At 59.9% G+C, this 4,769-nt stretch carries 4 protein-coding genes; all 4 read left to right on the top strand.

Features of this window, described 5'->3' with window-relative positions; all coding sequences use genetic code 11:
• Window positions 1-1,876, top strand: a 1,876-nt coding sequence (locus M3498_03255; GenBank protein MDQ3458313.1) for a 4Fe-4S dicluster domain-containing protein, incomplete at its 5' end; no start/stop codon positions are given.
• A 556-nt stretch (window positions 1,877-2,432) separates the two neighbouring features.
• Window positions 2,433-2,885, top strand: coding sequence for an MgtC/SapB family protein (locus tag M3498_03250; GenBank protein MDQ3458312.1), 453 nt, complete (start codon window positions 2,433-2,435; stop codon window positions 2,883-2,885).
• On the top strand, window positions 2,885-3,769 hold the full coding sequence (locus M3498_03245) for a metallophosphoesterase (protein ID MDQ3458311.1): 885 nt from the start codon (window positions 2,885-2,887) through the stop codon (window positions 3,767-3,769). The genes M3498_03250 and M3498_03245 overlap by 1 nt, the downstream gene beginning before the upstream one ends.
• Window positions 3,770-3,834: 65 nt before the next feature.
• Window positions 3,835-4,566: a hypothetical protein gene (locus tag M3498_03240; GenBank protein MDQ3458310.1), complete on the top strand. Its 732-nt coding sequence runs from the start codon at window positions 3,835-3,837 to the stop codon at window positions 4,564-4,566.
• The last annotated feature ends 203 nt before the right edge of the window (window positions 4,567-4,769 follow it).

Raw genomic sequence — 4,769 nt, 5'->3', positions numbered from 1 at the left:
GGCACACGCCATGAACAACGTGCTCGGCAATGTCGGCCCCACCGTGACGTACATCGACCCGGTTGCGGCCGACCCCGTCAACCAGACCGAGTCGCTGCGGGAACTTGCCCGGGCGATGGAGGCCGGCGACGTCCACGCGCTATTTATTCTCGGCGGCAATCCGGCCTTTACCGCACCCGCCGACATAGACTTTGCCGGGCAACTCGCCAAGGTCGCCTTTAAGGTTCATCTGGGACTTTATCTGGACGAGACCGCGATTCTCTGCGACTGGCACATCCCCATGACGCATGAACTCGAGTCCTGGGGTGACGCCCGCGCCTTTGACGGCACCCTCTCGATGATTCAGCCGCTTATCGCGCCGCTCTACGGCGGCCACACGGTGTATGAAGTCTTGGCCGCGCTCTTGGGAGACATCAGCAGCTCGAACTATGATCTGGTGCGCGGCTACTGGCAGGAGCAAGTCGCTGCGGATGACTTTGAGAGCTTCTGGCGCAAAGCGGTCCATGACGGCGTCGTCGAGGGGAGCGGGTTCCCGCCTCGAGCGGTCTCCCTGCGCGCCGAGGTGCTCAGCGAGAGCCCGAGCACCACACCCGGAGGCGGGCTCGACATCGTCTTTCGGCCCGACCCCTATATCTGGGACAGCCGCTTTGCCAACAACGCCTGGCTTCAGGAACTGCCGAGGCCGCTCACCAAGCTGACCTGGGACAACGCCGCACTCATCAGCCCGGCAACCGCCGAGCGTCTAGACCTCGATATCGGCGACGTCGTCGAGCTTCGTTATGAAGGACGCGCCGCCTTAGCGCCTATCTTTATCCTGCCGGGTCACCCCCCCGACACGGTGACCGCGCCCTTTGGTTTTGGTCGGACCCAGACGGGTAGGGTCGGTATGGGCGTCGGCTTTAACGCCTATGCCCTGCGCACGTCCGCTGCGCCCTGGTTTGGTTCGGGTCTTGACATCGTGAAGGTAGGCGGGCGTTATCCTCTGGCTACCACGCAAGATCACCACGCCATCCACACCATTAAAGAGATCGGCGAAGAGTCGGCGGAGCGGCATTTGGTCCGTCAAGGCACGGTCGGGGAGTACCGGGAAAACCCCGACTTTGTTCACGAGCTCGAGCACAGGCCGGAGGGCTCGCTCTACCCCGGTTACCTCTATACGAGCTATGCCTGGGGTATGACGATCGATCTCAGTACCTGCACGGGCTGTCATGCTTGTGTCGTCGCCTGCCAGGCGGAGAACAACATTCCAACGGTAGGTAAAGATGAGGTGCTACGCGGGCGCGAGATGCACTGGATTCGCGTGGACCGCTACTACCAGGGCGATATCGACCACCCGGATGCCGTCCACCAGCCTGTCACCTGCATGCACTGCGAGAACGCGCCCTGTGAGGTCGTTTGCCCGGTAGGCGCGACCGTTCACAGCACCGAGGGCTTAAACGACATGGTCTATAACCGCTGCGTGGGCACGCGCTACTGTTCGAACAACTGCCCTTACAAGGTGAGGCGCTTTAACTTCTTCTTTTACGCCCGGCTTGAAGAGGAGGCTTTAAAATTGCTGCTAAACCCCGAGGTCAGCGTGCGCAGCCGCGGCGTCATGGAAAAGTGCACCTACTGCGTGCAGCGGATCAACAGCGCTCGCATCGAGGCCGAGCTCGAGGACCGCCGCATCAGGGACGGCGAGGTGACCCCTGCTTGTGCAGCCGCCTGTCCCGGCCGCGCCATCGTCTTTGGTGACATCAACGATCCCGACAGTCTGGTAGCCCGGCTCAAGTCCAGCCCGCTCAACTACGGCCTCCTCATGGAGCTCAACACGCTCCCCCGCACCAGTTATCTCGCCCGCCTCAACAATCCCAACCCTGAACTCGAGGGGGCTTAAAGCGCCAGTCAGGTTCTAAAGGAGGTTTACGATGAAAGAACATTTTCGTAGCCTATGTCATAAGCCAGGTCATAAGGGGTGCCGCCGCTATGTTTACCTTGTCGTTACGACCTTAGCCGTCAGCATCTCGCTAGTTGCTTGTGGACCGGAAGATAGCGGCACGCCTTTGCCGGACGGGGCTAGGCTGCCCTACCCCCTCGCGCCTACCACGCAGCAGGCTCAGTTCACAGGCCCCTCCGACGTGCCCCGGCCGCCGGCCACTACCCAAACTGAGATGTGGAATGAGCTGTGGACCAGGGAGGGACGTGCTACCAAGGCCTCCCTAGAAGCCCCAACAGAACCCTAGCACGAGCAGTTCCCTCGGCCCTAAAGGGTCATCTCAGTCGCGGCACCTCCCCTTGAAGCTCAAGTGGGGCTTTAACGTCATGCCCCTAAGCGATGTCAGCGTGCTTGAGGCGCCAAGCCGTAGTCAAGAAGATGCGTAACCGTCATAATCATGAACTAGCAGCCTGTTAAGGGCTACTAGAGCAAGAGGTCTTATTACATGGACTTAAGGATGCAGTTTCAAGTCATCAGCGAAGTCGCACTGGCCATGCTGCTTGGCGGGCTCGTCGGCCTCGAGCGTGAGCTGGCCGACAAGCCCTCCGGTCTGCGCACCCACATGATAGTCGCGGGCGCGGCGGCGCTGCTTGTGGGCTTGGGCGACGCGCTGCTTGGGCGCTTCAACGCCAGCGTCGATGTCGGCATACGCACCGACCCGATTCGTATTGTTGAAGCAATCATCGCCGGCGTCAGCTTTCTTGGTGCGGGAACGATCTTTCGCCGCGGTAAGAGTGAGCAGGTTGAAGGCATTACCACAGCAGCGTCGCTCCTTTTAGTCAGCGCTATCGGCATAAGTGTCGCCTTGCGCCAACATGTCCTCGCAGTAGGTGTCACCGTGCTGGCGCTGACTGTCCTGCGCGGCGTGAATCTAATCGAAAGATGGCTAGACGGTAGAAAAAGCAGCTAATGTCAAAGACAAAGAACATACTCCTGGGTATAAGTGCCTCCCTTCTTCTTTGGGGCCTGATCGAGCCCTACTGGATTGACCGTCAAGAGCACGTTGTAAAGATCCCCCGTCTTCCCGAGGGCTGGCAAGGACAGCGCGTCGCCCTTATCGCCGACCTTCAGGTGGGCATGTGGCTGGACAACACCCGGACCATCCGGCGCATCGTGGCGATGCTCGTCAAGGAGCGGCCTGCCGCAGTCTTAATCGCAGGCGACTTTATTTACCAGCCCAAGCGTCCGGCTCTAGCCATAAGCGGGGTGGTTGAACTCCTCCGGCCACTGCCCCGGGCGGGCATCCCAACGTATGGCGTCCTTGGCAACCACGACTACCGCATGCCCACCAAAGAGGACCCAAAGGACGAGCGCTTAGCCGCCGCCCTCGCCAGCGCACTCGAGTCGGCGGGCGTGCGTATACTCAACAACGAAGCCGTGCCCCTCCCTTCACCTCGAGGGGGCAGCAAAGCAAGCTCTCTTTTTCTCGTGGGCATAGGGGCCCACATCCCCGCTGAGGACAGACCGGACCTTGCCTTTGCAAAGGTGCCCGAAGGGACCCCCCGGCTCGTCATGATGCATAACCCTAACACCTTTGAAATGCTTCCCCCCGGCGCAGCGCCCTTCGCCGTAGCGGGACACACGCACGGCGGACAGTTTCGTATTCCCTTGACCCCACAGTGGACCTGGATGCGCTACACCTCGGCAGATAAGGTGCACGCCGACGGCTGGACGGGGGGACATGAAACGGAGGGCAATCATCTTTATGTCAACAGAGGAATAGGCTTTAGTGTCTTGCCCCTAAGGCTGAACTGTCCGCCCGAAGTGACCTTCTTTACCCTGATGTTATCCTGATGTGTGCAGAGAACGGCCCTTGTAATGAACGCGTCTAGCGCTTTAGAGGCTTTGGCAGAGGAACGATGCTGACTCTTACGGCGGTGCTCGCCGCGGTTCTGGCACTGGTACACTTTTTTGCCGGCAGGCTGCGCTTTCTTCAGGGCATACCGCGCAGCCAGTGGCTCTCTATGGCAGGGGGCACCTCCGTGGCCTACGTTTTTGTGCATCTTTTGCCCGATTTGAGCGAGGCGCAAAGGGCGTTTGAAAGCGCGGAAGGCCCGCTGCTCGGCTACTTAAAGCACCACGTCTATCTCATCGCTCTTTTGGGACTCGTCGTTTTCTACGGCCTCGAGCGCGTCGCCAAGGGGTCTCGAGCGCGCCGGCGAAGAGCAGGCGAGGGAGACAGCACCGGTAGCAAAGCCTTCTGGCTTCATATCGTTTTCTTCGCCTTCTATAACGCCCTTATCGGCTACTTGATCTTCTCCTGGGAACCGGCCGACGTCGAGGGGCTCCTCTTCTTCGTCTTCGCCATAGCCTTACATTTTGTGGTCAACGACTACGGCCTGCGCAACCACCATGAAGCGGACTATGACCATCTCGGCCGCTGGGTGCTGGCAGGCGCTATTCTTGCGGGCTGGGGACTTGGCAACCCCTTCGAGTTGCACGAGACCACGCTGGCCGTGCCCTTCGCCTTTTTAGGCGGAGCCATCATCTTAAACGTGCTCAAAGAGGAACTGCCCGAGGAGCGCGAGAGCCGCTACTGGGCCTTTGCCCTGGGCGTGGCTCTTTACACGGTCTTGTTGCTTACCCTGTGAATCCTGGTAGCAGGAAAAGCAGGTGACCATGCTTAGAGCGTCGCGTATAGGAACCCGCATGGTTAGCCTTTGGGACGCGGTGCGCTCGAGCTACTGGTTTGTCCCCAGCATCATGCTGCTCGGCGCGGTCTTGCTTTCCTTTGTGATGATCTTCCTTGACGAAACAGTCGATCCCCAGGGGCTTACCTGGATTTATATCAACC

The organism is Deinococcota bacterium (genome assembly GCA_030858465.1).
Classification (GTDB): domain Bacteria; phylum Deinococcota; class Deinococci; order Deinococcales; family Trueperaceae; genus JALZLY01.
Note: the sequence above shows the minus strand (reverse complement) of the source record. Positions and strands in the feature narration are given on the sequence as shown.